General features: G+C 63.4%; 22 protein-coding genes. 8 read left to right on the top strand and 14 right to left on the bottom strand.

The annotated features are described in order from the left end of the window. Positions 1–134 precede the first annotated feature (134 nt). Positions 135–752 carry a response regulator transcription factor gene (locus tag U873_RS0118180; protein ID WP_025129592.1) on the top strand — a complete coding sequence of 206 codons (618 nt, stop codon included), beginning with the start codon at positions 135–137 and terminating at the stop codon, positions 750–752. A 205-nt stretch (positions 753–957) separates the two neighbouring features. After that, a complete protein-coding gene (locus U873_RS0118175; RefSeq protein WP_025129591.1) occupies positions 958–1,389 on the top strand; it encodes a hypothetical protein in 432 nt (143 codons plus the stop codon). 51 nt (positions 1,390–1,440) lie between these two features. Here U873_RS0118175 and U873_RS0118170 read toward each other — a convergent pair whose 3' ends face one another. Next, a complete protein-coding gene (locus U873_RS0118170; RefSeq protein WP_025129590.1) occupies positions 1,441–3,783 on the bottom strand; it encodes a bifunctional diguanylate cyclase/phosphodiesterase in 2,343 nt (780 codons plus the stop codon). Positions 3,784–4,252: 469 nt separating this feature from the next. Between U873_RS0118170 and lon the strand changes: the two genes are divergently transcribed. The 5 genes from lon (at position 4,253) to cmoB (ending at position 9,728) form a co-directional block, all read left to right on the top strand. Continuing rightward, the gene (gene lon, locus U873_RS0118165) at positions 4,253–6,673 is read left to right on the top strand and encodes an endopeptidase La (protein ID WP_025129589.1); all 2,421 of its coding nucleotides are present in this window, start codon (positions 4,253–4,255) and stop codon (positions 6,671–6,673) included. A 158-nt stretch (positions 6,674–6,831) separates the two neighbouring features. Then, the gene (locus U873_RS0118160; protein WP_025129588.1) at positions 6,832–7,224 is read left to right on the top strand and encodes a protease inhibitor I42 family protein; all 393 of its coding nucleotides are present in this window, start codon (positions 6,832–6,834) and stop codon (positions 7,222–7,224) included. A gap of 1 nt (position 7,225) precedes the next feature. Continuing rightward, a complete protein-coding gene (locus U873_RS0118155; protein ID WP_025129587.1) occupies positions 7,226–7,861 on the top strand; it encodes a lysoplasmalogenase in 636 nt (211 codons plus the stop codon). A gap of 170 nt (positions 7,862–8,031) precedes the next feature. Further along, positions 8,032–8,775, top strand: a complete 744-nt coding sequence (cmoA, locus tag U873_RS0118150; RefSeq protein WP_025129586.1) for a carboxy-S-adenosyl-L-methionine synthase CmoA — start codon at positions 8,032–8,034, stop codon at positions 8,773–8,775. Next, a complete protein-coding gene (cmoB, locus tag U873_RS0118145; protein ID WP_025129585.1) occupies positions 8,772–9,728 on the top strand; it encodes a tRNA 5-methoxyuridine(34)/uridine 5-oxyacetic acid(34) synthase CmoB in 957 nt (318 codons plus the stop codon). Before cmoA ends, cmoB begins: the two co-directional genes overlap by 4 nt. A 160-nt stretch (positions 9,729–9,888) precedes the next feature. Here the strand turns inward: cmoB and tadA are convergent, their stop codons facing one another. The 7 genes from tadA to treP all read right to left on the bottom strand — a co-directional run bounded on the left by tadA (position 9,889) and on the right by treP (position 19,372). Beyond that, positions 9,889–10,377 carry a tRNA adenosine(34) deaminase TadA gene (gene tadA, locus U873_RS0118140; protein ID WP_025129584.1) on the bottom strand — a complete coding sequence of 163 codons (489 nt, stop codon included), beginning with the start codon at positions 10,375–10,377 and terminating at the stop codon, positions 9,889–9,891. Beyond that, positions 10,377–11,753, bottom strand: a complete 1,377-nt coding sequence (locus tag U873_RS0118135) for a multicopper oxidase family protein (RefSeq protein WP_025129583.1) — start codon at positions 11,751–11,753, stop codon at positions 10,377–10,379. Before U873_RS0118135 ends, tadA begins: the two co-directional genes overlap by 1 nt. A gap of 182 nt (positions 11,754–11,935) precedes the next feature. Further along, positions 11,936–12,232, bottom strand: a complete 297-nt coding sequence (locus U873_RS0118130) for a PTS transporter subunit EIIB (RefSeq protein WP_025129582.1) — start codon at positions 12,230–12,232, stop codon at positions 11,936–11,938. Positions 12,233–12,234: 2 nt separating this feature from the next. Beyond that, complete coding sequence (gene ptsP, locus U873_RS0118125; protein WP_025129581.1) at positions 12,235–14,778, bottom strand: phosphoenolpyruvate--protein phosphotransferase; 2,544 nt, start codon at positions 14,776–14,778, stop codon at positions 12,235–12,237. Between the two features lie 60 nt (positions 14,779–14,838). Beyond that, positions 14,839–16,062 carry a carbohydrate porin gene (locus tag U873_RS0118120; RefSeq protein WP_025129580.1) on the bottom strand — a complete coding sequence of 408 codons (1,224 nt, stop codon included), beginning with the start codon at positions 16,060–16,062 and terminating at the stop codon, positions 14,839–14,841. A 134-nt stretch (positions 16,063–16,196) separates the two neighbouring features. Next, a complete protein-coding gene (treC, locus tag U873_RS0118115; RefSeq protein ID WP_025129579.1) occupies positions 16,197–17,846 on the bottom strand; it encodes an alpha,alpha-phosphotrehalase in 1,650 nt (549 codons plus the stop codon). Between the two features lie 83 nt (positions 17,847–17,929). Next, the gene (gene treP, locus U873_RS0118110; protein WP_025129578.1) at positions 17,930–19,372 is read right to left on the bottom strand and encodes a PTS system trehalose-specific EIIBC component; all 1,443 of its coding nucleotides are present in this window, start codon (positions 19,370–19,372) and stop codon (positions 17,930–17,932) included. Positions 19,373–19,601: 229 nt separating this feature from the next. On the opposite strand from treP, the gene treR reads away from it, so the two are divergent. Next, on the top strand, positions 19,602–20,306 hold the full coding sequence (gene treR, locus U873_RS0118105; protein WP_015636868.1) for a trehalose operon repressor: 705 nt from the start codon (positions 19,602–19,604) through the stop codon (positions 20,304–20,306). A 16-nt stretch (positions 20,307–20,322) separates the two neighbouring features. Here treR and U873_RS0118100 read toward each other — a convergent pair whose 3' ends face one another. From U873_RS0118100 to U873_RS0118075, 6 genes are all read right to left on the bottom strand, one after another. Beyond that, on the bottom strand, positions 20,323–20,844 hold the full coding sequence (locus tag U873_RS0118100; RefSeq protein ID WP_025129577.1) for an AlpA family transcriptional regulator: 522 nt from the start codon (positions 20,842–20,844) through the stop codon (positions 20,323–20,325). Between the two features lie 5 nt (positions 20,845–20,849). Then, the gene (locus U873_RS0118095) at positions 20,850–21,128 is read right to left on the bottom strand and encodes a hypothetical protein (RefSeq protein WP_025129576.1); all 279 of its coding nucleotides are present in this window, start codon (positions 21,126–21,128) and stop codon (positions 20,850–20,852) included. 264 nt (positions 21,129–21,392) lie between these two features. Beyond that, entirely contained in the window at positions 21,393–22,277 is an 885-nt protein-coding gene (locus U873_RS0118090; protein ID WP_025129575.1) for a M24 family metallopeptidase, read from the bottom strand. A 148-nt stretch (positions 22,278–22,425) separates the two neighbouring features. After that, positions 22,426–24,003 carry a glutamine-hydrolyzing GMP synthase gene (guaA, locus tag U873_RS0118085; RefSeq protein ID WP_025129574.1) on the bottom strand — a complete coding sequence of 526 codons (1,578 nt, stop codon included), beginning with the start codon at positions 24,001–24,003 and terminating at the stop codon, positions 22,426–22,428. A 104-nt stretch (positions 24,004–24,107) separates the two neighbouring features. Next, positions 24,108–25,577, bottom strand: coding sequence for an IMP dehydrogenase (guaB, locus tag U873_RS0118080; RefSeq protein WP_025129573.1), 1,470 nt, complete (start codon positions 25,575–25,577; stop codon positions 24,108–24,110). Between the two features lie 192 nt (positions 25,578–25,769). Continuing rightward, entirely contained in the window at positions 25,770–26,318 is a 549-nt protein-coding gene (locus U873_RS0118075) for a hypothetical protein (protein WP_025129572.1), read from the bottom strand. Between the last annotated feature and the right edge of the window lie 63 nt (positions 26,319–26,381).

Below are 26,381 nucleotides of genomic sequence, written 5' to 3'. Positions count from 1 at the left end.
TTGTGCAATATGCGTTGGCGTGGTCTTTTGCCGTCCTGCACGGCTGCGTTCCGGACACGACCAGCGGGCAGTTACAACGCCACGCGCCAAGTTAGCATGCTCACAGGATTGGATGTTTCAAGGAGTTTCACCACATGACCTGCCGGATTATCGTCGCCGACGACCACCCGCTGTTTCGCGAGGGCATGCTGCGCACCATCCAGCGCCTGCTGCCCGAAGCCCTGCTTGAAGAGGCCGGCGACCTCCCGGCGGTGCTGGAGCTGGCCCGGACCGGCGAGGAGCCGGACTCGCTGATTCTCGACCTGCGCTTTCCCGGGCTGACCTCGGTGAGCATGATCGCCGACCTGCGCCGACAACTGCCTCGCACCTCGATCATCGTGGTGTCGATGATCGACAACCAGGAACTGATTGGTGAAGTCATGGCCGCCGGAGCGGACGGTTTCATTGGCAAGAGCATTGCCCCGGATGAAATCGGCCAGGCGATCCAGGCCATTCGCCAGGGCGAAGTGGTGGTCAAATACGCGCCCTCCGGCCTGCTGCTGACCCTGGATGCCTGCGCCGAAGTGAGCCAGCTGACCACGCGCCAGCAGGAGGTGCTGCGCCTGATCGCCCAGGGCAAGACCAACAAGGAAATCGCCCGGGAGCTGGATATCTCGCCATTCACCGTGCGTATCCATGTGTCCTCCCTGCTGCACACCCTCAAGGTGTCGTCACGGGCCGCCGCCGCGGTGAAATTCGCCGGGAACTGGTAAACCGGGACAAACCCTCTCCCGCGCTTCGGTGGCATCCCCGCGGATGTCCGCGTCCTGTTTCCCCCTGCGACACCAATAGCACTGGGAAGCCTGGGACAAATGAGGCAGCATCGGTCCTGGCACGCCTGTACAAACGCCATGGCATTGGGCGGCACGCCAGGAACAGCGTGCTGGCGCGACCGCCCCACGCAGGAGAAAAAACATCATGAATACGGATAAACGTGATGAGTTGTTTGATCGGTTGCACCACTGGTTCGGCGACTCGGAAGCCGCCAACTGGAACGAATACACCGCCGAACAGGTGGCCCTGGGCGTCTTGCACGGCTTTACGCCGACGCAATGGCAGCGGCTGGGCGAGACGCTCTTGTCACGCCCCGAATACTGGCAGCACCGCTGCGCGGTATCCCTGGGAGAATTGCGCAGCCCCCCGGCCATCGAGTTGCTCAAGCGCTTGCTGGCGGACTCGCCCTACCTAGATGTGCGGGTCATGGCGATCTATGAACTGGACTGGGCCGAAGCCGCGATCGAGCATCGCTATGCCCCGTGCATCCTGGAAATCATGGACAACCTGACGGAAGAAGGCATCGAACCGGAGTTGCAGAGCCTGCTGGCCAAGGCCGAAGCCGCCGCCCCCTGAAACCAGCCAGCCCCGGATGCCCGAGCCTCGCGGCCGGGCACCCAGGCACCTTCAGGTCGAAACCCGGGAGGTCATCATCCAGCGCTCAAATGCCTCGGTCGGCAAGGGCCGGCTGATCAGGTAACCCTGCACCGTGTCGCAGCGCCAGCTTTCCAGCAGCTTCAGGCAATGCTCGAACTCCACCCCTTCGGCCACCACCTTGAGCCCCAGCTTGTGGCTCATCTCGATGGTCGAGCGCACGATCACCGCATCACCGCTGGTCTCGTCCAGGTTGCGGATGAAGGACTGGTCGATCTTCAACTCCTGCACCGGCAGGCGCTGCAGTTGCGCCAGGGAGGAATAGCCGGTGCCGAAATCATCCACCGACAGGCTGATGCCACAACTGCGCAGGCGCTGCAGCACTGCCAGCGACTGCTCCGGATGGCGCATGATCGCGCTCTCGGTAATCTCGAACACCAACTGTTCGGCCGCCACCTGGTAGCGCTCCAGCCACTGGCTGACCCGGACTTCCAGGCTGTCGTCCTCCAGGTCGCTGGCGGAGATGTTGAGCGACAGGCGCACCGGCAGGGCCCGGCGATTCCACTCCGCCAATTGGCGGATGCAGGCCTCGATGACCCAGGACGTCAGGCTGTGCATGCTGCCGGTACGTTCGGCCAGGGGAATGAACTCCGCCGGCGACACCACGCCGAACACCGGGTGCTGCCAACGCAGCAGGGCTTCGGCCTGGTGCAGGTAATCCCGGCGCAGATCCAGCTTGGGCTGGTACAGCAGGAACAGCTCGCCTTCGGCGGCGGCGCGACGCAGGTCACGGATCAGGCTGATCTGTCGTTGATGGGCCAGATCGCGGTCCTGCTGGTAGACCTGCAGGTAGCCAGGCTGCAGCGAAGCATCATGGCGAGCGATGGCCGCACGGCTGATCAGCTCTTCGGCCGATTTGCCATCGGCCGGGTACACCGCCACCCCCATGCAGATCTGGCGCCGGACCTCATCCCCCTGGATCAGTTGCGGCCGGCTCAACAGGCCATGGAGCCGGTCGGCCATGGCGATGGCGCCCTCCAGCTCGGTGTTTTCCAGCAACAGCAGGAACTCGCTGGCGGTGATCCGCGCCGCGGTGTCCCCCTGGGACAGGACCTCGCGCAGCCGGCGACTGAGCTCGCCCATCATCTGCTCCAGCCCTTCCGTGCCGAAGCCTTCGTTGATCGCCCGGTAGTTGTCGATCCCCAGGTACAACAGCACCACGTTGCGCCGGGCCGCGATGGCCTTGCCCAGGCGCTCGATGGCCAGGGCACGATTGGGCAGGCCGGTCAGCGGATCATGCAGGGCGTTGTGGGCCAACTGGCGCTCGCGGGTGGCAATGGCGCTCTGCATGGCGTTGAAGGCATCGGCGAGCACCCCGAACTCGTCGCTGCGCTTGATGCTCACCGGGGCCTGATAGTTACCGGCACCAATGCGTCGGGCGGCCTGGGCCAGGTCCTCCAGGGGCCGCGAGACACGCCTGGCCATCAGCAGGGCAAAGGCCAGGGACACCACCAGCGCCACCAGGGCGATCCACAAAAACTCCCGATCCAGTGGGGTAAAGGCTTGCAGCGCCTGCTCCAGCGGGCTTTGCAACAGGGCCATGACCCGCGGATCTTCGGCGTCGCCGGTGTTGGCCAGTTGCAAGGCCTGGTTGAGGAACCGCTGGCCGTGGGTTTCGCTCAGCTGGGGCAGGGATTGCCACAGCGAATCACCCAAGACCTTGATGATCGGTGACCAGAAGAACTCCGGCTGGGTGCTGAACAACTCTCCCGGATCCTGGCCGTCGACCGTCAGGAATGACACCTCGAGGTTGCTCATGGAGCGCAGCTCCCGGGCAAACAGCTCGTCCATGGGAAAGCCCATCACCACCCGGGCAATGGGCAACGACTCCAGCACTTCGCCCTGGACCAGCAGGTAGGGGCGCCCCTTGATCGCGACAAACAGCATGTGGGTGTTGTGCCGCAGCGCCCGGCGCAAGGCCTGGTCATAGGGAAAGTGCTGGTCCCGGGCGATGTCCGCCAGGGTGCTGGCGATGACCCGGCCCTCGGGGCTGAGCACGAACATCTCGCTGGAACGGATACCGCCCCGGTGCTGCGCGAGGGCGGCGAGGATATCCACCGGCTTGCCGCTGACCACCGCGCGACGAAACTCCGAATCCACCACCAGCCAGTCGACCCCGTACTGCAAATTGCGGCCCCGCAGGTCCAGCAGGCGCTCGAACACCCGAGTGCCGATCTTCAACTGCAGTTGCGCCTGGCGTTCGACCGCCTGGGTAGTGGCGGTCTTGACCGCGAAATACACCGCCCCAATCAGTACCAACAGCAACAGCGCCAGCACCCCGACAATCCTTGCCTGAAAGGTTTGGCGCCACTTCACGAGGCCGCTCTCGCCAACTCCGATCGACCGGTGGACCCTGAAGACGCCAGCGCGACTGACGGCCGCCGAGAGCTGAAAAATCCGTTCCTCATACCCATCCCTCTGACAAGCTGAATGCGTGCGTCAAATAAATGCCAGATTCATTCCGACATTCCAGGCACTCAGATTAATCCTCAAATTACAGAAGATCACGCAATAAAACAGGTGATTGCGCAGTCATTTTATTGACAAAAAACAACAAAACAGCCTTAAAAGTACAGGGGTGAGCCTTGTTCCCACGACCTTGGCAGCGCCTGGAAACAGCCTGAGGAGCCGCTGGCTGCACGCTCGGCGGCATCAGGCCAGCCAACCTGAAACCGCACCGTACCCGCTGCCCTGGCACCTTGAAAAATGCTGAAACCAGTCGCCCATTGAAACCCGCCGCGACCTGCCCCATCTAACCTGCATAGCCCATCGTGCAGGAGCCTCCATGAGCGACCAGCAAGAATTTCCCGAAGACCTGCGTGACTACGTCGATCCGGAAAATACCGAACACCCGGCAGCCCAGGGCACCGGCCTGGCCCTGCCCGGGCAGAATCTGCCGGACAAGGTCTACATCATCCCGATTCACAATCGGCCGTTCTTCCCGGCACAGGTGCTGCCGGTCATCGTCAACGAAGAACCCTGGGCCGAAACCCTGGAGCTGGTGAGCAAATCCGATCATCACTCCCTCGCCCTGTTTTTCATGGACACCCCCCAGGAAGACCCACGGCACTTCGATACCTCCGCACTGCCGGAGTACGGCACCCTGGTCAAGGTCCATCACGCCAGCCGCGAGAACGGCAAGCTGCAATTCGTCGCCCAGGGCCTGACCCGGGTGCGCATCCGCACCTGGCTCAAGCATCATCGTCCGCCCTACCTGGTGGAAGTCGAATACCCGCACCAGCCCAACGAGCCCACCGACGAGGTCAAGGCCTACGGTATGGCGCTGATCAACGCGATCAAGGAACTGCTGCCGCTCAACCCGCTGTACAGCGAAGAGCTGAAGAACTACCTCAACCGCTTCAGCCCCAATGACCCGTCGCCCCTGACCGACTTCGCCGCAGCCCTGACCTCCGCCACCGGCAATGAACTGCAGGAAGTGCTGGACTGCGTGCCGATGCTCAAGCGCATGGTGAAAGTCCTGCCAATGCTGCGCAAGGAAGTGGAAGTCGCACGGCTGCAGAAAGAGATCTCCGCCGAGGTCAACCGCAAGATCGGCGAGCATCAGCGCGAGTTCTTCCTCAAGGAACAGCTCAAGGTGATCCAGCAGGAACTGGGGCTGACCAAGGACGACCGCAGCGCCGACCTGGAACAGTTCGAGCAGCGCCTGCAGGGCAAGGTCCTGCCGCCCCAGGCGCAAAAGCGCATCGAAGAGGAGATGAACAAGCTGTCGATCCTCGAGACGGGCTCCCCGGAATACGCCGTCACCCGCAATTACCTGGAATGGGCCACCGCGGTGCCCTGGGGCGTATTCGGCGAAGACAAGCTGGACCTCAAGCACGCGCGCAAGGTGCTGGACAAACACCACGCCGGCCTCGACGACATCAAGGACCGCATCCTCGAATTCCTCGCGGTGGGTGCCTACAAGGGCGAGATCAGCGGCTCCATCGTGCTGTTGGTGGGCCCGCCCGGCGTCGGCAAGACCAGCGTCGGCAAATCCATCGCCGAATCCCTCGGGCGGCCGTTCTATCGCTTCAGCCTCGGCGGCATGCGCGATGAAGCCGAGATCAAGGGCCACCGCCGCACCTACATCGGCGCCCAGCCGGGCAAGCTGGTGCAGGCGCTCAAGGATGTGGAGGTGATGAACCCGGTGATCATGCTCGACGAGATCGACAAGATGGGCCAGAGCTACCAGGGCGACCCGGCCTCGGCGCTCCTGGAAACCCTGGATCCGGAACAGAACGTCGATTTCCTCGACCACTACCTGGACCTGCGCATGGACCTGTCCAAGGTCCTGTTCGTGTGCACCGCCAACACCCTGGACTCGATTCCCGGGCCGTTGCTCGACCGCATGGAAGTGATTCGCCTGTCGGGTTACATCACCGAGGAAAAACTCGCCATCGCCAAGCGCCACCTGTGGCCCAAGCAGTTGGAGAAAGCCGGCGTGGCCAAGAGCAGCCTGAGCATCAGCGACAGCGCCCTGCGCACGGTGATCGACGGCTACGCCCGGGAAGCCGGGGTGCGCCAGTTGGAGAAGCAACTGGGCAAGCTGGTGCGCAAGGCCGTGGTCAAGCTGCTGGATGAACCGGACGCGACCCTCAAGATCGGCCCCAAGGACCTGGAAGCCTCCCTGGGCATGCCGGTGTTTCGCAACGAACAGGTGCTGAACGGCACCGGGGTCATCACCGGCCTGGCCTGGACCAGCATGGGTGGCGCCACGTTGCCCATCGAGGCGACACGCATCCACACCCTCAACCGTGGCTTCAAGCTCACCGGGCAGTTGGGTGACGTGATGAAGGAATCGGCGGAAATCGCCTACAGCTATGTCAGTTCCCACCTCAAGCAGTTCGGCGGTGACAGCGGTTTCTTCGATGAAGCCTTTGTCCACCTGCACGTGCCGGAAGGCGCCACGCCCAAGGACGGCCCCAGTGCCGGGGTGACCATGGCCAGCGCACTGCTGTCCCTGGCGCGCAACCAGCCACCGAAAAAAGGCGTGGCCATGACCGGCGAGCTGACCCTCACCGGCCACGTGCTGCCGATTGGCGGGGTGCGCGAGAAAGTCATTGCAGCGCGGCGGCAGAAGATCCACGAGCTGATTCTCCCGGAGCCCAACCGCGGGCATTTCGAAGAGCTGCCGGACTACCTCAAGGAAGGCATCACCGTGCACTTCGCCAAGCGCTTTGCCGACGTGGCCAAGGTGTTGTTCTAAATCCCGGCGTCGGCCAGCCGGCTCCTACCCTGAACTTCGGTAGGAGCCGGCTGGCCGGCGAACAGGCCATAACCGCCAACCTCCATCCCTCCCCTACACCGCCCATCATCTTCAGTTATGCTCGCCGTTCGTCACGAATGATCGGAGCTTCCTGACCCATGCCTGCACACCGCCTTCTTGCCCTGCTCAGCCTCGCCCTGCTTGGCGCCTGCGCCAGCCAGCCCAAGCAGAACGTCACCGTGGAAAACTCGAACCAGTGCCCCCTGCAACTGCACAACGGGCAAACCCTGACCCTGACCCTGCCGAGCAACCCCACCACCGGCTATCGCTGGGCCATCCAGGATTCGGCCGGCGGCATCCTGCGCAAGGTCAGCCCCGAGGTCTACAGCAACCCCGAAGACACCGGACTGGTGGGCAGCGGTGGGCAATCGACCTGGCGCTTCCAGGCCTTCGCCACTGGCACCGGGCGCCTGCTGCTGACCTATCAGCAACCCTGGGCACCGGAAGAAGCCCCGGTGAAGGCCTTCGACTGCTCGATCACGGTGAATTGACATGGGCTGGCTGATCCTCGCGCTGATGGGCGCCGCCACCTTCCTCTACGGGGTCAGCGTGCATGCCACCCTGCTCTGCCTGCTGGTCAAGCCACTGCCGGTGCTGGCCCTGCTGGGCTGGTTGCACGATGCGCCGCCCGGGGACTACCGGCGCTGGATCATCATCGGGCTGCTGTTTTCTGTGCTCGGCGACACCTTGCTGGCCTGGCCCACGGACCTCTTCGTGTTCGGCCTCGGGGCCTTCCTGGTGGCGCACCTGGCCTACCTCAAGGCCTACCTCAGCGACTGCCGGCGTATCGCCCTGCTGCCTCTGGTTGTGGCCCTGGCCATTGGCGCAGTGCTGCTGGGCATCCTGATCTCCCACGGCCTGGGGCCGTTGCTGATCCCGGTGATCGTCTATGCCCTGACCATCAGCGCGATGCTCTGGCGGGCCCTGGCGCGCCTGGGCAGTGAAGTGCCCAAGCGCTCTGCGCTGCTTGCGGCAGTGGGCGCCTTGAGCTTTGCCTTCTCCGACAGCCTGATCGGTATCAGCCGCTTCGTGGTGGCCTTCGATGCCGCGCCGTACCTGATCATCATTTTCTACTGGCTGGGCCAGTGGGGCATTGCCGCTTCGGCGTTCAGCCAGAAGCCGCGCTGAGGCGCCTGCGCCGGCAGGCCGGTCCCTGCAATCTGCAGGAGCCGGCTTGCCGGCGAACAGCAGCACACCTTGTGTCGCCCTGGCGCCCGTGAAGGCCCTGCGGGCCTTATCGTCGCCAGCGTCAGCGGCTACAATGCCGGCCTTTTTATTTCTCCACCGCCGGAACCGCCGTGAGCAAAGAACCCGACCGCCTTTTCGCCCAGCCCCTGGCCCAGGTGCCCGACTTCGCCTTCAACGAGGACGTGGTGCGGGTGTTCCCGGACATGATCAAGCGCTCGGTGCCGGGTTACCCGACCATTGTCGAAAACCTCGGGGTGCTGGCGGCGCAGTTCGCCCAGCCCCACAGCGTGCTCTACGACCTGGGCGCGTCCCTGGGCGCGGTGACCCAGGCCCTGCGTCGCCATGTGCGCACCGATGGCTGCCGGGTGATCGCCGTGGACAACTCGGCGGCCATGGTCGAGCGCTGCCGCGAGTACCTCAACGGCCAGGATTCGATGTTCCAGGAGTTGCTGCCGGTGCAAGTGATCGAGGGCGATATCCTCGCCCTGGAATTCCAACCGGCCTCGGTGGTGGCGCTGAACTTCACCTTGCAGTTCATCGCCCCGGAGCAGCGCCTGGCCTTGCTCGGGCGCATCCGCCAGTCGCTACTGCCCGGCGGCGCGCTGATCCTCTCGGAGAAGCTGCGCTTCAACGACAGTGAAGAACACGCGCTGCTCACCGACCTGCACATCGCCTTCAAGCGCGCCAACGGCTACAGCGAACTGGAAATTGCCCAGAAGCGCAGCGCCATCGAAAACGTCATGAAGCCCGACAGCCTCGAAGAACACCGTGAGCGCCTGCTGGCCGCCGGGTTCTCGAAAGTCGTGCCGTGGTTCCAGTGTCTTAACTTTGCCTCGTTGATTGCCTTGCCATGATTGATCTGTCCCCCCTCGCCCGCCGCCTGGCGGGCACGCCCCTGGCCGAATGGGCCGCCGGCCTGCAAGCCCAGCTCGATGCCAAGATGGAAAAAGGCCACGGCGATCTCGAACGCTGGCAGAGCGCCCTGGATGCGCTGCCGAAGATCCAGCCCAGCGAGGTCGACCTGATCAATGGCCTGCGCCTGGACACCGAGTGCGACGACGCCACCCGGGCACAGATGCATGACGCGCTGATGGGCCTGTCGCCGTGGCGCAAGGGGCCGTTCGATCTGTTCGGCGTGCACGTGGACACCGAATGGCGCTCGGACTGGAAATGGTCCCGGGTCGCCCCGCACCTGAATCTTGAAGGCAAGCGCATCCTCGATGTCGGTTGCGGCAATGGCTACTACATGTGGCGCATGCTCGGCGCCGGCGCCCACAGCGTGATCGGCGTCGACCCCAACTGGCTGTTCTTCTGCCAGTTCCAGGCGGTACAGCGCTACCTGTCGGAGCCCTCGGTGTGGCACCTGCCGTTCCCCTTCGAAGACCTGCCGGCCAACCTGGAAGGCTTCGACACGGTGTTTTCCATGGGCGTGTTCTACCACCGCCGTTCGCCCATCGAGCACTTGCTGGCGCTCAAGGACTGCCTGGTCAAGAGCGGCGAGCTGGTGCTGGAAACCCTGGTGGTAGAGGGCGACCAGCATCAGGTGCTGGTGCCGGAAGACCGTTACGCGCAGATGCGCAACGTGTGGTTCCTGCCGTCGGTGCCGGCCCTGGAACTGTGGCTGCGACGGGCCGGTTTCAGCGATGTGCGTTGCGTGGATGTCAGCGTGACCAGCATCGAGGAACAGCGCGGCACCGAGTGGATGAAGTATCAGTCCCTGAGCGACTTTCTCGACCCGAATGACCACAGCAAGACCATCGAAGGCCTGCCGGCACCGATGCGTGCCGTGATAGTCGCCAGAAAATAACCGCGCCACGCCCTGTAGGAGCTGGCCGGGCGGCGTTCCGTTTGCCAGCGAAGGCGCCCGCCAAAGCGGCAAGGCTCGAGGGCCTCTTCGCCGGCAAGCCGGCTCCTACGGTTCTTTGTAGGAGCGAGCTTGCTCGCGAAAACCGCAGACACGTTTGAGATCAGCGCGCCCTGCGCGCCTTGAAGAACTCGCTCAGCACCGCGCCGCACTCCTCGGCCAGCACTCCACCCTCGTACAGCACCCGATGGTTGAGAAAGCCCTGGGTGAAGAACTGGCCCTGGCTCTGCACGATGCCGGCCTTGGGCTCCAGGGCGCCGTACACCACCCGGGCAATGCGCGAATGCACAATCAGCCCGGCGCACATGCTGCAGGGCTCCAGGGTCACGTACAGGGTGCTGCCGGGCAGGCGGTAGTTGCTCACCGCCTGGGCAGCGGCACGGATCGCCACCATCTCGGCGTGGGCGCTGGGATCGCTGCCGCTGATGGGGCAGTTGTAACCGCGGCCGATGATCTCGCCGTCCAGCACCAGCACCGCCCCCACGGGCACTTCTCCCAGGGCGGCGCCTTCGGCGGCCAGGGCCAGGGCCTCGCGCATGAAGTCCTGGTCACGGCTGCGGTCGATGATCGACGCGGGGCGAATCTGGCGCATCACACCACCTCGATTGCGGCCATCAGGCCGGTTTCCATGTGGTCGATCACGTGGCAATGGAACATCCAGACCCCCGGGTTATCCGCCACCAATGCCACCCGGGCACGCTCGTTCTTGCCCAACAGGTAAGTGTCGGTGAAGTACGGGGTGACCTTGTGGCGGTTCGAGGCAATGACCTTGAAGCTCATGCCATGCAAGTGGATCGGGTGCTGGTACTGGGTCATGTTCTTCAATTCGAAAATGTAGCTCTTGCCCTTTTTCAGCGTGGCAATCGGGCGGTCGGCGCAGGTCTTGTCGGTGATGTCCCAGGCCTGGCCATTGATCTGCCACAGGCTCGGCGGCTTGCCATTGTCCACATTCACCGAGACCGAGCCCACCCACTCGAAATTGAAGTTGAGCTTCTCGGCGTTGTCGAGATCCGGCTCGGCCACCGGGTTGGCCGGCAACGCGGGCGGCCAGGTCGTGGGCGCGTCAGTATTGGCCACCGAGCGCAAGGTGCCCAGGCGCACCGGGCCGTTGCGCAGGGACAGCTCTTCGCCTGCCGCCGGGGCCTTGATCGCCAGGCAGATGCGCATGCCCGGGCCCAGCCAGTATTCCTTGCCCAGGGGCCGCGGTTCGATGGGGTTGCCGTCCAGGGCGTAGATCTGTGCCTCGACGTCGGGAATGTTGATGCGGTAGGTCAGGGTGTTGTCGAGGTTGAGCAGGCGCACCCGGGTGATCTGCCCGGCCGGCAGGTCGATCACCGCCTGGGGCACGCCATTGATGGTCGACAGGCGCCCGGCGGTGCCACCCCGCGCCGCTTCCCGGGGGATGCTGAAGGGCAGGAAGGCGCCCTCTTCGTCCACGTGCCAGTTCTTCAGGCTCAGGGTGCGCTCGTACTTGAACCCGGTAGGCTCGCGCTCTTCGACAATCAGCGGGCCCACCAGGCCACGGCCCAGCTCTTCGCTGCTGCTCACGTGGGGGTGATACCAATAGCTGCCGGCATCCGGCACCCGGAACTTGTAGTCGAAATACTCACCGGGCAGTACCGGCAACTGCGAGACGTAGGGCACGCCATCCATTTCCAGCGGCAAGCGGATACCGTGCCAGTGGATGGTGGTGGCCACCGGCAGGTGGTTGATGAAGCGCACCCGCAGCCATTCGCCCTGGCGCACCCGCAGCTCGGTGCCCGGAGCCGAGGGGCCGAAGGCCCAGGCCTCGGTCTTGTGGCCCGCTACCAGCTCCACATCCAGGGGCGCCGCAATCAGCTCGTAGTCATGCCCCGCCTCAGCGTCGGCCCTCTTTCCCAGCCAGTAGCGCGAGGCGCCTCCCGCGCCCACGCCAACCACCACCAGACCGGCCAGACCACCGAGTATTTGTCGACGGGTAAAGGACATGGACTCAACTACCTCACGTATCCGCGGCGGACCCAGGCCCGCAAAAGGCGAATACGATACACCTGCAGTTGGGAAACAGTAAGGCCGGCGCGGCGACGGGACGCAGCTGCGCGGCTAAGCAAAAGCCCAGGCCGCCGGCCAGCCAGCGCTGGCGCGGCTTGCCTGCAGGCACACTGGGCACCTCATTCCTGCAACCCCACCAGCAGGTGCAGCACCCCGCCCGAGAGTGTCATCAGCGCCGGCACTCCGGCCACCCGCAGGGCACTGGCGTCCAGCAACTGCGAATCGTGCAGCTCCACCCGTACCCGAGTCAGGGCCAGGCGTTGCTGGCTCTTGATGTTGGCCCTGCCCCCCAGCGCCGCAAGCTTGGCTTCGTCCAGCAGGTTGTCGCCAGCCCCGGCCTGGGGCGCTTTCGGCGAGTCGGGCACCAGGTCGGGAGTCAGGGCCTTCCAGAACGCACGCTGCAATTTCTCGAACATCTTCAGCTCTCCAGAACCGGTGAAGCGGTGGCCACAGCGGCCTGTTGTTGATGCAGGTATTCACGCACCTGCGCAGCGTCTTCCAGCTCGACAATACCGGCGGCCAAGGCCTGGCACTGGGCCAGATCCAGCTCGCGCACCCGTGCCTTGATGGCCGGGATCAGTGGCACGCTCACCGACAGCTCATCCACGCCCAGGCCCAGCAACAAGGGCACCGCCAGGACCTCCGAGGCCAGTGCGCCACAAACGCCGACCCATTTGCCGTGGGCATGGGCCGCCTGCACTGTGCTGGCGATCAGGCGCAGGACCGCCGGGTGGAAGCTGTCGGCCTGGCTGGCCAGGCGCGGATGGTCCCGGTCCATGGCCAGGGTGTACTGGGTCAGGTCGTTGGTGCCGATGGAGAAAAAGTCCACCTCCGGGGCAAAGCGATCCGCCATCAGGGCTGCCGAAGGCACCTCGATCATGATGCCCAGCTTCGGTCGCTCCGACAGCCCCAGGGCCAGGACCTCTTGATCAAGGATCTGCCGCGCCTGACGCAGCTCCGCGAGCTGGCTGACCATGGGCAACATGAGGTGCAGCCGTGCCTGCCCGGCGCTGGCGAGAATCGCCCGGAACTGCTCCCGCAGCAGTTCGGGACGCTCCAGGCACAGGCGGATACCACGCAGACCGAGGAAAGGATTGGCCTCACTGTCCATCGGCACATAGGCCAGGGGTTTATCGCCACCGACATCCAGGGTCCGTACCACCAGATTGCGCCCGGGGCCCAGGGCGCGGGCAATCGCCTGGTAAGTACCGGCCTGCTCTTCAAGGCTCGGGGCGTGACTACGGTCCTGGTAGAGGAACTCCGAACGCAACAGGCCGACGCCTTCGCCTCCCAGGCTCATTGCCTGTTCGGCCTCCGCCAGGGACGCGATGTTGGCCGTGACTTCCAGATGATGGCCATCACGGGTCACCGCGGGAAGCGTCGCCTGTGCCAGGTCCTGCTGCTGGCGCTGGCGTTGCTGCTGGCGCTGGGCATCGAGTTGCTGGAGCAATTGCGGGTCCGGATCGGTATGCAGCTCGCCACGCTCGGCATCCAGCAATACCCGGGTACCGTTGGCCAGGGCCAGAACCTGGGGCGACAGGCCGCAGATCGCCGGCAGGCCCAGGGCCCGGGCGAGGATCGCCACGTGGCTGGTGGCGCCCCCGCCGACGGTGGCAAACCCCAGCACCTTGGCCGTGTCCAGGCTGGCGGTCTGCGAGGGGGTCAGTTGCTCGGCAATCAGAATCGCCTGGTCCGGCAAGCTCAGGACATGCTCCTGCACCCCGAGAATCAGCTTGAGCACCCGTTGGCCGACGTCCGCCAGATCCACCGCGCGCTCAGCCAGCAGCGCACTGCCCAGGCCCTTGAACAGCTCGGCGGTGACTTCGATGGCACGGCTCCAGGCAAAGGCGGCGCTCTTGCCGGTGACAATCAGGGCTTCGGCCTGCTCCAACAGGCTCGGGTCGTCGAGGAGTTCCTGGTGGGCACGGAAGATTTCCTGCTGTGCTTCACCCGGGGCATTGTCCCGCAGCCGTTGCAGGCCCCGGACCGCCTCTCGCAAGGCCCGCTCGAGGATTTCGCGCTCCTGCTCCGGGTTCGCCGCCAACTCGCTTATCTGCAGGTGTTGCTCAGCCACCTGGACCACCTGGCCGACCGCCGAACCCGGTGACGCACAGACGCCCCGCAGAACCGTCTCCAGCGACTCATCCCGCGCCGCTACTGGCTCAGGACTCGGCGCCGCAGCACTGACTTTCTCGCCACAACCCGAGGCCAGCAGCGCCACCAGAACCTGGATCGCCTGCTCGGCATCCGCCCCCGCAGCACTGACCTGCAAGACATCGCCCTGCACCGTCTGCAACGCCATGATCGACACCAGGGACTTGGCATTGGCCGAGTCCTGGCGCCGGTGCAGGCAGATATTCGCGGTAAAGCCCTTGGCGGCCTGGGCCAGCAACGCCGCCGGACGTGCGTGCAGCCCCTGGGGGTTGCCCAGGATCAGCGGTTTGGAAAACAGCGCCTCTGCTTCAGCGCCTTCGGCCTTGGCCCCCTCCTCTGCGAAGGCGGGCTCGATCTGCAACACTGGCTGTCCCAGTTCCACCAGCAGGCTGCCGGACACCAGCCCCGTCACTGCCTCGCCACTGACCACCAGTATCAGGGTCAACAGGCTGCGCGCGTGCCGGGCCAGATAATCAGCATCGAACTCGATCAGCGGCTGGCCTGCCGAGACCTGCTGACCCTCCTCGACCAGACAGGTGAAGCCCTTGCCCGCGAGGTTCACTGTGTCCAGCCCGATGTGCATCAGCACCTGCTGGCCCTGTTCACCCGTGATGCTCACCGCATGGCCGCTGTGCTGCAGGTTGCTGACCACCCCGGACAGAGGTGCGCAGAGGGTCTGGGAAGTCGGGTCGATGCACACGCCGTCGCCGATCACCCGGCTGGAAAACACCGGGTCGGGCACCTGCTCCAGGGGCAGTAGCACCCCGGACAGGGGCGCGAGCAATTGCAAGGGTTGGGTTATGGCCATGACGTCACCTGCTAATGATTCCTTGAAGTGCCGATGGAGCGCGAGCCCCGACAGCATCGCTTATTTCCACCAGTACTCGACCTGCAAACCGACGTTCGCACCGTGCCGCGCGGTGCCGAAGACACCACTGTCAGACAGCGCGGAGCCGGCCGCCAGTTCGTTGGCCGCGCGTTTGGCGGCCTCGTTCCAACTGGCATAGGTGTAATACAGGCGCACCTCGGGCCGCGCCCAGAACTCCGGCCCCTTGGGTGACCAGGTGGGCGCGAAGGTGAACTTGCTGAGTTTGCGGGTGCCCCCGGGCGCCTCCACCTGATCATGACCAAACTCGGTCACCAGCTTGAACTGTTCGGTGATTGCATAGGCCGGGCGCACCCCCAGGGAGATCCAGTTCTGGTCCTGGCCGTCGGGGCGGATGTCCTTCTGATAGACCGCCTCTACCTGGCCGCCAAAGCGCGGGGTGACCTGCCAATCGAAGAACTCCACCAGGCGATAGCTCTTGTTGCCGTCATCCAGGTAGGGATTGCCGGTGTAGCCCAGGCCGGTACCGGGCCCCTCACCGTATTGCAGGGCCAGTTTGTTTTTGCCGCCGAAAAAGTCTTTCTGCACATGCTGGGTGGTGATCGCCCAGCCATTGTGGGCACCACGGCGATCGGGCTTTTCCAGGTAACTCAGGCCCAGCTCCAGCTCGCCGCCGGGGTTGGTCTGGAAACCGGCAACGTTGAAGTCATGACGGCTCACGGCCTGCTTCTGGTAGAGGTTGTCCTTGCGGGAAAAGGCGTAGCTGTATTTCAGATCGCCGATGCGCACGTCCTCGATGCCGCCGCCGGTGGCACTCTGGTTCCAGTAGTAGAAGTCAGAGATATGGATATCGTTACGCTTGTAGTAACGGCGCCCGGCCCACAGCGAGCCGCCATTGAGGCTGGGCAGGTTCGACCACTGGGCGTACATCTGCGGCATGCGCGCCGAGCCGTTCTCGCCCTGGAAAGTCAGGTTGCGGTCGTAGCGGTTGTAGAGCGAGGCCATGCCGTCGACGCTGAGTACCGAACCGTCCTCCAGGGTGTACAGGTCCTGGCGCAGCTCAAGCTCGGCGTACTGCTCGCACTCGTTGCCCAGGCGGTACTTGGAGGGCGCGCCAGGTAGCTGAAAGCAGGATTGCGGGCCGCTGTTGACCGAAGTGCCAAGGCCGCTGCGCAGGTAGCCGGCGAACTCCAGGGCCTGGGCCGGAAAGGGCAATGCCAGGCACAGGCAGGACGCCGCCAGGCCGCGATTTATTGTTGTTTTCATAAGCCACCCCATTATTTTTATTGTGATATTTCGATCCGCAGAAGCCGGCTGGCCGACGAACGAAGCCCTGCGCTGTATCTGCAACAGCGCATTCACGGCAGACGGAAACCGCCCGGCAGCTTCTGCGAGGATTGTCAGCAGTCGGTCAGGTGCAGGACGAAGGACTCATAAGGCCGCAGCAGCAAATGCCGGCTGCGGGCGCCATCACCCGGGTAGTTGCTGATCAGCAGACGCTGCTGCATGCCCGGGTCGATGACCTCCTGCGGCAATTCAACCTCGCACGGCGAACCGTAGAAGTTGTTCACCACCAGCAGTCGCTCGCCCTGCCCTTCCCGTACGTAGGCCCAGATCTGCGGATGCTCGGGCAGCAATTGGCGATAGACGCCGTGCTGGATCAAACCCTGCTCACGGCGCAACGCGATCAATTGGCGATAGTGGTGCAGCACTGATTGCGGGTCGTCGAGCTGTGCCTGGACATTGATCTGGCCAGCGTTGGCCGCGACCTCGATCCAGGGGGTGCCGCTGCTGAAACCGGCATTGGCCCCGGCATTCCACTGCATTGGCGTACGCCCGTTGTCCCGGGACTTCTGCTGGATTGCCGCCATGATGGCCTGCGGCTCTTCACCGGCCTCGCGCTTGAGGCGGTAGATGTTCAGGGTCTCGACGTCGCGGTATTGCTCGATGCGTTCGAAGTGAGGATTGGTCATGCCCAACTCTTCGCCCTGATAGACAAAGGGCGTGCCCTGCAGCAGGTGCAATGCGGTGGCCAGCATCTTCGCCGACACCACCCGGTGTTCGCCGTCATCGCCAAAGCGCGATACCACCCGCGGCTGGTCGTGGTTACACCAGAACAGTGCATTCCAGCCGCCGCCGGCCTGCATGCCGCACTGCCAGTCGGAGAGGATGCGCTTGAGTTCAAGGAAGTCGAAATCGGCCCGCAACCACTTCTGCTGATTGGGGTAATCCACCTTCAGGTGATGGAAGTTGAAGGTCATGGACAGCTCCTTCGACTCCGGGTTCGAGTAGCGGATGCAGTGTTCCAGGCGGGTGGACGACATCTCGCCGACATTCACCAGGTCATGGCCGGCGAACACTTCCCGATGCATTTCCTGCAAGTACTCATGAACGTTCGGGCCGTCGGTATAGAAGCGCCGGCCATCACTCTGGTCCTCGGGAAAATCCGCCGGCTTGGAGATCAGGTTGATCACATCGAGACGGAATCCGCCCACCCCCTTGTCCCGCCAGAAGCGCATCATCTTGAACACTTCGGCGCGCACCCGGGGGTTGTCCCAGTTGAGGTCGGCCTGGGTGTGGTCGAACAGGTGCAGGTAGTACTGGCCGGTCTGCGCTTCGTACTCCCAGGCCGAGCCGCCGAACTTGGACTCCCAGTTGTTGGGCTCATCGCGCCAGATGTAGAAGTCCCGATAAGGGTTGTCCAGGCTGCTGCGGGCCTGCTGGAACCACTCGTGCTCGATGGAAGTGTGATTGACCACGATGTCCAGCATCAGCTTGATGCCGCGCTTGCCGGCTTCCTCGATCAGCCGTTCGCAGTCGGCCATGCTGCCGTAACTGGGGTCGATGGCGTAGTAGTCGCTGATGTCATAGCCGTTGTCCCGCTGCGGCGAGCGCAGGAATGGGGTCAGCCACAGGCAGTCGACCCCGAGCCACTCCAGGTAGTCGAGCTTGTCCACCACCCCCAGCAAATCGCCGGTGGCCTGGCCTGAATGGCTGTGAAAACTCTTGGGGTAGATCTGGTAGATCACCGAACGCTGCCAGTCTTGCATTGCAAATTCCTTTGAAAATGACGCGGCCTTGGCTAACACCCCGCCTCCGGGCGACGAGCCCGGAAGCCGAAGGCCCAGGGACTTCAGGCCACGCGGTAGCCAGGACGGATGATCTTCATGCTCAAGCCGCAGGTCAGGACGAAGGGCACGACCAGGGCGATGACCATGCCGATCACGAACATCGGGATGTACTGCGGGATGATCGAGATGAACCCCGGTAACCCGCCGACGCCGATCGCCGAGGCCTGGACCTTGTTCAGCGAGAGGAAGATGCTGCCCAGCGCCGAGCCGATCAGGGCCGCGTAGAACGGGAACTTGTAGCGCAGGTTGACGCCGAACATCGCCGGCTCGGTGATGCCGAAATAGGCCGAAATGGCCGAGGTCGAGGCCATGCTGCGGTCCCGTGCGTTGCGGCTCATGGTGAACACCGCCAGGGCCGCGCTGCCCTGGGCCAGGTTGGACATGACGATCATCGGCCAGATGAAGGTGCCGCCCTGGGTCGAGATCAACTGCAGGTCGACCGCCAGGAACATGTGGTGCATGCCGGTGATCACCAGCGGTGCATAGAGCAGGCCGAAGATCGCGCCGCCGATCATCGGCGCCAGGTCGAACAGGTTGACCACGCCTTCGGTGATGAGGATGCCCAGGTGGCGGGTTACCGGGCCGATGATCGCCAGGGCCAGCACCCCGGTGACCACGATGGTGGTGATGGGCACCACCAGCAGGGTGATGGCATTGGGCACCCGGGCCCGCAGCCATTTCTCGATCACGCTCATCACATAGGCGGCCAGCAGGATCGGCAGGATCTGCCCCTGATAGCCGACCTTCTCGATCTGGAACAGGCCGAGGATGTCGAAGTACGGCAGGCGCTGGCCGTCCAGCCCGGCCACCGCCTTGCCGTAGTTCCAGGCATTGAGCAGGTCCGGGTGCACCAGCATCAGGCCGAGGACGATACCGAGGATTTCACTGCCACCAAAACGCTTGGCCGCCGACCAGCCCACCAGGGCCGGCAGGAACACAAAAGAGGTGTTGGCCATCAGGTTGATCAGGCTCCAGAGCCCGTCCAGATCCGGGTAGGCCTCGAGCAGGGTCTGGCCCTGGATGAACATGCCCTTGGCGCCCAGCAGGTTGTTCACCCCCATCAGCAGGCCGGCAATGATCAGGGCTGGCAGGATGGGCATGAACACATCGGAGAACACCCGCACCAGACGCTGCATCGCATGAGCCTTCTGTGCGCCCTTGTGCTTCACGTCGGCAATGGTCGAGGCCGCGAGGCCGGTCTGCTGGCGCAACGCCGCATAGACCTTTTCCACCTCGCCGGGGCCGATCACTACCTGATACAGCCCGCCAGTGAAGAACGAGCCCTTGACCAGGTCGATCTGGTTCAGGGTGGCGCTGTCGACCCGGCTCGGGTCCTTGAGGGCCAGGCGCAGGCGGGTCACGCAGTGGGCGGCCTGTTCGAGGTTGTCAGCGCCACCGAGGCTGTGCAGCAACTCGCTGGCGATCGTTGAATAGTCGTGGCTCATGCTCGTTCTTCCACCTGAGTTTTTTGTTATTGGCAGCACGCCGAGGGAGGAAACTACTCGTCTGTACGAGTTAAATCAACAACTCGTACAGACGAGTTAGGATTTTTCTTCCGCCAACGCCCTGCCCCGCCCTTTTCAACTTGCGAACCACACGCCTGCCGCATGGACAAATGCACCGTCCAGCCCTTAAGGTGCCTGCCTTGAGCACAGTCCGGCACAGAGCCATTCCATGAGCAAATACAACCAGATCTACAGCGATCTGCTTGCCAGCATCACCACCGAACGCCTGGAGCGCGGTGCCCGCCTGCCTTCGGAAAGCGAGCTGATGGACAGTTACCAGGCCAGCCGCGGCACTGTGCGCAAGGCCATCGAACTGCTCCAGGAGCGCGGCTTTGCGCAGAAGATCCACGGCAAGGGCACCTTCGTCCTCTCGCCCAACCCCATCGAGTTCCAGCTGGGCGGCATCGTCAGCTTCCAGGAAACCTACCCACGGCTGGGGGATGACGTCAGCACCGAAGTGGTGGAGTTCAGCCAGTTCCCCCTGCAAGGCGCATTGAGAAACCACCTGCAGGCAGAGGAAGGCAGCCTGGTCACCCGGATCAAGCGGGTGCGGCGCATCGATGGCAAGCGGGTGATTCTCGACATCAACCACTTCGTTGCCGAACTGATCCCGGGGCTGGACCGGCAGATCGCCGAGCACTCGATCTACGCCTACATCGAACAGACCCTGCAACTGAACATCAGCTATGCCCAGCGCACCATCGAGGCTAGCCCGCGGAGCAAGGACGACCAGCAACTGCTCGACCTGGACGGCCAGAGCCATGTGATCGTGGTGAGCAACCAGACCTTTCTCCAGGATGGCCGGCAGTTCGAATACACCGAATCACGGCACACCCTGGACAAGTTCTACTTCTCGGACGTGGCCCGGCGCTAAGCCCCGTCCCTCCCCGTCAGCCCAACAGGGCCACCAGTTCGCCGCTCAAGGGGCCGATGCGCTTCGACTCCTTGGCGGTGTTCACCTGCTGTGCCACCCGCGCCACCTCGATCACCGGGTGCTTGAGGGCGTAGCCGCCCTTGCTGTCCAGCCAGCTCAGAACCTCCGCCAGATGCCACAGCGAGGTACTGCCCTCATGGATCGCCAGGGGAAAGCTCTCGGTGTGGGCGAGCATCAGCTTGCGCATGTTCTGCCGCGACACGCCGACTATTTCGGCAATCTCGCTGAGGCCGACGACATCCGGGCTGGCCTCCACCAGCCGCGCTTCGGGGATGATCCGCTTGATATCCGCCAGGGCACTGAGCAGCGCCGCCTCGGCGCTCTCGGCTTCGCGGCTGAACTCCAGGGCCAGGCGCCCGGCCAGGCCGGTGCCCACCAGGGCGTCGGTGCACCCCGCCGCACCGAGGCGCTCCACCAGTTGCAGCGGATCACAGCCCTCCAGCGGCAGCAGGTAGTTGAGGGTGAACAGGTATTCCATGGTGCTTACTCCTTGCGGGCTGCCGGCGCCTTGGCCCCACGCAGCTGGTTCAGGGTGCAGTTGTCGATCACCCGACATAGCGCCCGGGCGTGCTGGGTCGAATTCTTCGGCGTGCGCCAGACACTGGTGATGCAGAACTCGCCACAGCGGCACACTTCGTTGTTGTACGGGCAGTAGATCCGGCCCCAGGCATGACCACCGCCAACCTCGATGCGCCAGCCCTGCCATTCGGCGTAGCGCAGGGCCATTTCAATGTCCTTCTTGGGATGAATTGCACGAGCCATCCATAGCCTCCAGTATCACCAGCCAAACAAGGTTGTCAATCGACAACCAAGAACAATCCGATCAACGCCGCTCAGCAGATATTGCGCTGCAAGGACAAAACACTGAGATGCAAACGAAGGGTACACGGCGCCCCCGAGGCTAAACGGGGCAATGTCTTTCCCGGTATTGCCTGAGCGCGAAAAAGCCGGGGTTTCCAATACCTGGACATACAAATGGCGATCCACCCCAGGTGCGATCGCCATTTGTATTGCCACGCAGAGACATCAATCGACAAATCGGCTGAGACGCTCCGCTCCCTCCTCCGTCACTCGGACCATGGCACTGACCACCACCCCGTCGCACCGATCGTGAGCGACCACATTCCAGCCATTGGGCATCACCCGGACCTGTGGGGTTCCGGCCTTGGCCAACACTTGAACATTCAATACCTGGCCGGCCACCATGGGTTCGCAATGCCCCTCAACGCGGTAACCCAATACCTGAGGCGCCTGGATCCGCTGCCTGCCCATACCATGACCGCAGTATTCAACCACTGCACTGAATCCCTGGGCATCCAATACCTCCTGGATCGCACTGCCGATGGCCCCCAGCGACTCACCACCGCGTACCTGTCGCAAGCCCTGCTCCAGAGCACTCTTGGCAGCGCTCAGCAAACGCCGTTGTTGCTCATTGGCACCCGGCGTGGCAAAGGTCCAGGACTGCGCACCATAGCCCTTGCGGGATGACACCATGACTTCGACCTTGACCAACGCACTGGCCGGCAAGAGCTTCTCCGAGGGCAGGCAACTGATCAGCTCTGCATTCACCGAAACAGGAACGGCCGCGGGGTATCCCTTATAGCCCACCAGCGCAGGCAGCAACTGACGGCTATCGAGTTGCTGGAGCACATGTTCCTGAATCTCCAGACGCGACACCCCCTCCACGATAAGCGGCTTGAGCGACAGCAGAATCTCCGTCACCTCGCCAGCAAGACGCCTCTCTTCAGCCACAAGCTCCTGCTCCGGCAAGGCACCGATCAGCGCAAAAGCCTCGCGATTGTCCGCGGCAAAGCGATCAAAACGCGACAATGGCGGTGTCTTCACGCTCGGCAGTTCCGGCGTTTCTGCCGCCAACCCAAAGGTTCGCAGCAACTTGCTAAACACACTCATCTCAACCTCCCTATTCGATGACCGCCTCATAGGGCCGCCCGCTTTCTTTAACAAAAAGGCCCCTGATCTTGCGATCAGAGGCCTTCTTAACGGACTAGAAAACGCCCGTCCGTTTCACCACAGCTTCACAAACGTAAGGCTGCGCGAATCATTCCCACTCGATGGTCGCCGGCGGCTTGCTCGACACGTCGTAGGTGACGCGGGAGATGCCTTCGATCTCGTTGATGATGCGGCCGCTGACGGTTTCCAGCAGCTCGTAAGGCAGGTGCGCCCAACGTGCGGTCATGAAGTCGATGGTTTCCACGGCGCGCAGGGCCACGACCCAGGCGTAACGACGGCCATCACCTACCACGCCCACGGATTTCACCGGCTGGAACACCACGAATGCCTGGCTGACCTTGTGGTACCAGTCGGCCTTGCGCAGCTCTTCGATGAAGATGTGGTCGGCGCGACGCAGCAGGTCGGCGTATTCCTTCTTCACTTCACCGAGGATCCGCACGCCCAGGCCCGGGCCCGGGAACGGGTGACGGTAGACCATGTCGTACGGTAGGCCCAGTTCCAGGCCCAGACGACGGACTTCGTCCTTGAACAGCTCGCGCAGTGGCTCGACCAGCTTGAGGTTCATTTCTTCCGGTAGGCCGCCCACGTTGTGGTGCGACTTGATCACGTGGGCCTTGCCGCTTTTCGCGCCAGCCGACTCGATCACGTCCGGGTAGATGGTGCCCTGGGCCAGGTACTTGATGTTTTCCAGCTTGCAGGATTCGGCATCGAACACGTCGATGAAGGTACGGCCGATGATCTTGCGCTTCTTCTCCGGGTCGGCTTCGCCGGCCAGGTTACCCAGGAACTGCTCCTCGGCGTTGGCGCGGATCACCTTGACGCCCATGTTCTCGGCGAACATGGCCATCACTTGCTCGCCTTCGTGCAGGCGCAGCAGGCCGTTGTCGACGAAGACGCAGGTCAGTTGGTCGCCGATGGCCTTGTGCAGCAGGGCTGCTACCACCGAGGAGTCAACGCCGCCGGACAGGCCCAGCAGGACGTTGTCGGTGCCGACCTGGGCGCGGATCTGGGCAATCGCGTCTTCGGCGATCTTCGACGGCGTCCACAGTGCTTCACAGCCGCAGATGTCGAGGATGAAGCGCGACAGGATGCGGCCGCCCTGCTTGGTGTGGGTCACTTCCGGGTGGAACTGCACGCCGTAGTAGCGCAGGTCGTCGTTGAACATGCCGGCAATCGGGCAGCTCGGGGTGCTGGCCAGGATGTGGAAGTCTTCCGGCATCTTGGTGACCTTGTCACCGTGGCTCATCCAAACGTCGAGGCCGAACAGGCCGTCGGCGTCGACGTGATCCTCGATGCCGTCCAGCAGGCGGCTCTTGCCGACCACATCAACCCGGGCATAACCGAATTCACGCAGCTCGGAACCTTCAACCTTGCCACCCAGTTGCTCGGCCATGGTCTGCATGCCGTAGCAGATGCCGAAGACCGGAACGCCCAGGTCGAACACCGCTTGCGGGCAGCGAGGGCTGTTGGCTTCGTGCACGGACTCGGGGCCGCCGGCGAGGATGACGCCTTTGGGAGCGAATTCGCGGATCGCTTCGTCGTCCATGTCGAACGGATGCAGTTCGCAGTACACGCCGATCTCGCGCACGCGGCGAGCGATCAGCTGGGTGTACTGGGAACCGAAGTCGAGGATCAGGATACGGTGAGCGTGAATGTCGAGGGCCATGGTCAGTCTCGTCTAATTTCAGAAACGACACGGGGCTGAAAAACACAGCCCCGGTTACTAAATTCGTCAATCGCCTCCGGGCCTGGGCCTGGAGGCGATCACTATCAACCTACGCGATAGTTTGGCGCTTCCTTGGTGATCTGCACGTCGTGGACGTGGGATTCAGCCATGCCAGCGCCGGTGATGCGGACAAACTCCGGCTTGGTGCGCATTTCTTCGATGTTGGCGCTACCGGTGTAGCCCATGGAAGAACGCAGGCCACCCATCAGTTGATGGATGATCGCGGTCAGGGTGCCCTTGTACGGCACACGACCTTCGATACCTTCCGGCACCAGCTTCTCGGCACCCGCGGAGGAGTCCTGGAAGTAGCGGTCGGAAGAGCCCTGGGCCTGGGACATGGCGCCCAGGGAACCCATGCCGCGGTAAGCCTTGTAGGAGCGGCCCTGGAACAGCTCGATCTCGCCCGGAGCCTCTTCGGTACCGGCGAACATCGAGCCCATCATCACGCAGGAAGCACCGGCGACGATGGCCTTGGACAGGTCACCGGAGAAGCGGATGCCACCGTCGGCGATCAGCGGCACGCCAGTACCGACCAACGCCGCTGCAACATTGGCGATGGCGCTGATTTGCGGCACGCCAACACCTGCAACGATACGGGTGGTGCAGATCGAGCCTGGGCCGATACCGACCTTGACGGCGTCGGCGCCGGCTTCAGCCAGGGCCTTGGCAGCAGCGCCGGTGGCGATGTTGCCGCCGATCACCTGCACTTCTGGGAAGTTCTCCTTGACCCAGCGAACGCGGTCGATCACGCCTTTGGAGTGACCGTGGGCAGTGTCCACCACCACCACGTCGACACCGGCATTGACCAGTGCAGCAACACGATCGCCCGTGTCCTTGCCAGTACCGACCGCCGCGCCGACGCGCAGGCGACCCTGGTCGTCCTTGCTGGCCAGTGGGTAGGCCTTGGCTTTTTCGATGTCGTTGACGGTCATCATGCCCTTGAGGGCGAAGGCGTCGTCGACGATCAGTACGCGCTCGATGCGGTGCTTGTGCAGCAACTCGCGGACGGCGGTCTTGTCGGCGCCTTCCTTGACCGTGACCAGACGCTCTTTAGGCGTCATCACTTCGCGGACGCTGACTTCCAGGCGGCTTTCGAAACGCACGTCGCGGGAAGTCACGATGCCCACCAGATCGCCGTTGTGCAGTACTGGCACACCGGAGATGTTGTGCATGCTGGTCAGTTCCAGCAGGTCACGCACGGTGGCGTCGGCTTCGATGGTGATGGGGTCTTTGACCACACCGGCTTCGAAACGCTTGACCTTACGCACTTCGGCAGCCTGCTGCTCGATGGTCATGTTCTTGTGGATGATGCCGATGCCGCCTTCCTGAGCCATGGCGATGGCCAGACGGGCTTCAGTGACGGTGTCCATGGCGGCGGAAACCAGTGGAATATTCAGCTCGATGCCACGGGTCAAACGGGTCTTTAGACTGACTTCATTGGGCAGTACTTCGGAATAACCGGGCACTAGGAGAATGTCGTCGAAGGTGAGGGCTTCTTGGCTGATACGCAGCATCGCGGGGGCTCCCGGGCGGGAAAATGGAAGCGCGCCATTATACTCAGACACCTACCCGGGCTCAATGTAAAACTCGGCCTAATCGCGCTTGAGTGATAGATGGATATCTCACTGCTATCTATAGCAGTCCACTTGCCAGCGAAATGCGCGCCTGAGGCCACTGCTCGGGGGCTTTCGCCGACACGCTGACTCCTAGAGTTCGACCTTGACCCAACTCACCGGCTGATCCAGCCAGTCGGCGAACTCATCGATAAAGCTCTGCTTGAAGCCCGCCTCAGCCCAGTTGTTGAAGATGAACCCCAAGTTGGAAAAACCACACGCCTGCAGGAACAGAAACCCATTGATGTCGTCTTCATGACCGCATTCGGGACAGGTGAAGTTGTCGGTACGTCCTGGCATCCAGTCTTCCAGGCTCTCGAACAGCGCTTCGCCCACTTCCTGGCGGCACTCGGCGCAACCGGCCTCTTCGAGAAAGCCTTTGGCCGGGGTATAGATGCAGCGCTTGGTGATGATCTCCAGGCCATTGATCGGCTCGCCAAAAGGCAGCGCCTCCGGGCGCAGCACCACGTCCCGGGCACCGGCGGCAATGGCATGCCCCATGCGATTGCCGGTACGTCCGCAGGTGCTCAGGGTTTCCTCGACGATGTTCTTGCGCACCAGCCAACGCACAATGGCCCGAGCCCGGGGCTCGTGCACCGGCAAGGTGGAAATTTTCGGGACGAGGATGCTTTGCGAATTCATGGATAGGCCTGGAACCTGTGGGGACAGTACGAACGCTTTCGCCGGCAAGCGGGCGCCTACAGT

The organism is Pseudomonas sp. PH1b (assembly GCF_000633395.1).
Classification (GTDB): domain Bacteria; phylum Pseudomonadota; class Gammaproteobacteria; order Pseudomonadales; family Pseudomonadaceae; genus Aquipseudomonas.
The sequence above is the reverse complement of the archived record's forward strand: the minus strand, read 5'-3'. Positions and strand labels throughout refer to the sequence as shown.

Excerpts from the sequence above, each read along its gene's own strand:
- treC (WP_025129579.1), bottom strand. The coding sequence starts at position 17,846 with ATGCAAGACTGGCAGCGTTCGGTGATCTACCAGATCTACCCCAAGAGT.
- cmoB (WP_025129585.1), top strand. The coding sequence starts at position 8,772 with ATGATTGATCTGTCCCCCCTCGCCCGCCGCCTGGCGGGCACGCCCCTG.
- U873_RS0118090 (WP_025129575.1), bottom strand. The coding sequence starts at position 22,277 with ATGAGTGTGTTTAGCAAGTTGCTGCGAACCTTTGGGTTGGCGGCAGAA.
- U873_RS0118100 (WP_025129577.1), bottom strand. The coding sequence starts at position 20,844 with ATGGAATACCTGTTCACCCTCAACTACCTGCTGCCGCTGGAGGGCTGT.
- U873_RS0118120 (WP_025129580.1), bottom strand. The coding sequence starts at position 16,062 with ATGAAAACAACAATAAATCGCGGCCTGGCGGCGTCCTGCCTGTGCCTG.
- U873_RS0118135 (WP_025129583.1), bottom strand. The coding sequence starts at position 11,753 with ATGTCCTTTACCCGTCGACAAATACTCGGTGGTCTGGCCGGTCTGGTG.
- U873_RS0118075 (WP_025129572.1), bottom strand. The coding sequence starts at position 26,318 with ATGAATTCGCAAAGCATCCTCGTCCCGAAAATTTCCACCTTGCCGGTG.
- ptsP (WP_025129581.1), bottom strand. The coding sequence starts at position 14,778 with ATGGCCATAACCCAACCCTTGCAATTGCTCGCGCCCCTGTCCGGGGTG.
- U873_RS0118175 (WP_025129591.1), top strand. The coding sequence starts at position 958 with ATGAATACGGATAAACGTGATGAGTTGTTTGATCGGTTGCACCACTGG.
- tadA (WP_025129584.1), bottom strand. The coding sequence starts at position 10,377 with ATGCGCCAGATTCGCCCCGCGTCGATCATCGACCGCAGCCGTGACCAG.
- guaA (WP_025129574.1), bottom strand. The coding sequence starts at position 24,003 with ATGGCCCTCGACATTCACGCTCACCGTATCCTGATCCTCGACTTCGGT.
- treR (WP_015636868.1), top strand. The coding sequence starts at position 19,602 with ATGAGCAAATACAACCAGATCTACAGCGATCTGCTTGCCAGCATCACC.
- treP (WP_025129578.1), bottom strand. The coding sequence starts at position 19,372 with ATGAGCCACGACTATTCAACGATCGCCAGCGAGTTGCTGCACAGCCTC.
- U873_RS0118155 (WP_025129587.1), top strand. The coding sequence starts at position 7,226 with ATGGGCTGGCTGATCCTCGCGCTGATGGGCGCCGCCACCTTCCTCTAC.
- U873_RS0118095 (WP_025129576.1), bottom strand. The coding sequence starts at position 21,128 with ATGGCTCGTGCAATTCATCCCAAGAAGGACATTGAAATGGCCCTGCGC.
- U873_RS0118130 (WP_025129582.1), bottom strand. The coding sequence starts at position 12,232 with ATGTTCGAGAAATTGCAGCGTGCGTTCTGGAAGGCCCTGACTCCCGAC.
- lon (WP_025129589.1), top strand. The coding sequence starts at position 4,253 with ATGAGCGACCAGCAAGAATTTCCCGAAGACCTGCGTGACTACGTCGAT.
- guaB (WP_025129573.1), bottom strand. The coding sequence starts at position 25,577 with ATGCTGCGTATCAGCCAAGAAGCCCTCACCTTCGACGACATTCTCCTA.
- U873_RS0118180 (WP_025129592.1), top strand. The coding sequence starts at position 135 with ATGACCTGCCGGATTATCGTCGCCGACGACCACCCGCTGTTTCGCGAG.
- U873_RS0118160 (WP_025129588.1), top strand. The coding sequence starts at position 6,832 with ATGCCTGCACACCGCCTTCTTGCCCTGCTCAGCCTCGCCCTGCTTGGC.